Below are 1082 nucleotides of genomic sequence, written 5' to 3'. Positions count from 1 at the left end.
ACGGCGAGCCCCGCGTCCTCCAGCTCGGCCGGCGACCAGCAGCGCTCAACGTCCAGCGTGTTGTGGCGGGCCTCGTCGAGCCAGCCGTCCCAGCGTTCCCACGCTCCGTTCTTCAAGATCGCAAGCGCCATCGCATCAGCTCCAATCCGTCAGCACGCGGCCGTGTCCGCCCTGGCCGGATTGTTCCCAGCCATCGGAGATCGGTGCGCCGCCTGTGCCGACCACAACCGTCAGGGTTTCTCCGGGCACCGGCGCCCCCGGCGCTCCGGCCGTGAATGTGACATCCGAATAGCCGCCCGCACCGCCGCCGCCACCGGCCGCGGCGCCATAGCCCACGACGCCACCTGATCCGCCGCCCGGATAGCCGCCATTGGCCGACCACACGCCCTGGCCGGAGGTGCCCGGCGTGCCCGCGCCACCGCTAGGAGCATGGCCACCGTGGCCGCCGGTATAGGCATAGCCGGCGGTGCCGGCGCCGCCGTTCGCAGTCGTGCCCGTGCCGCCGGTGCCGCCCGCGCCGTAGCCGCCGGCATAGCGCCGCCCACCTTGGCCGCCGCCGGCGGAGACGGCGCCGCACGACGACGGGCCACCGTTGGCGCCGTCGTAGCTCGTGCCCGCCCAGGTCGCGCTGCCGGATCCGCCCGCGCCCCAAACGCGGACGCGCAGGGTGTTGTAGGGCGGGACCACCCATTGAGAGGTGCCCGGCGACGTGAACGCCGCAGAGCCCGGCACGACGCTGCCGCCGACGAGGAGGGCATTGGCGAGACCGGGGAGCATCACACCAGCCCCGCAATGCTGGAGCCGATCACGAACCCGCTGTGCAGCACCTGATAGGCGATGACGTTGGTGCGGCTGGCGGCCGTGTTGATGCTCGGGGCATTCCCGTTGGCAAAACGCCATGCCGAGCCGAACGCCACCGTTCTGCCACCCGTCGTGTCCTGCTGAAGGACGATCAGGCCGGTCTGTCCTGCCTTGGCATTGCTGGGATTGCCGATCGTGATGTTGCCGGCGACGACATTGTGGAAGTTGAGGCCGGCGCCGAAGTTGGGCGCGTAGGTGCCCGCCGCGAGGGTCGAGCCCGC

The 1082-nt window shown here is 71.6% G+C and carries 2 protein-coding genes; both read right to left on the bottom strand.

Going from position 1 to position 1082, the window contains the following annotated elements; all coding sequences use genetic code 11:
• Positions 1–135: 135 nt before the first annotated feature.
• Complete coding sequence (locus GGR16_RS26055) at positions 136–777, bottom strand: hypothetical protein (protein WP_183319155.1); 642 nt, start codon at positions 775–777, stop codon at positions 136–138.
• On the bottom strand, positions 777–1082 hold a 306-nt coding region (locus GGR16_RS26050), incomplete at its 5' end, for a hypothetical protein (protein WP_183319153.1). The genes GGR16_RS26050 and GGR16_RS26055, both read right to left, overlap by 1 nt.

The sequence above is a fragment of the Chelatococcus caeni genome (genome assembly GCF_014196925.1).
In the GTDB taxonomy this organism is placed as follows: Bacteria; Pseudomonadota; Alphaproteobacteria; order Rhizobiales; family Beijerinckiaceae; genus Chelatococcus_A; species Chelatococcus_A caeni.
Note: the sequence above shows the minus strand (reverse complement) of the source record. Positions and strands in the feature narration are given on the sequence as shown.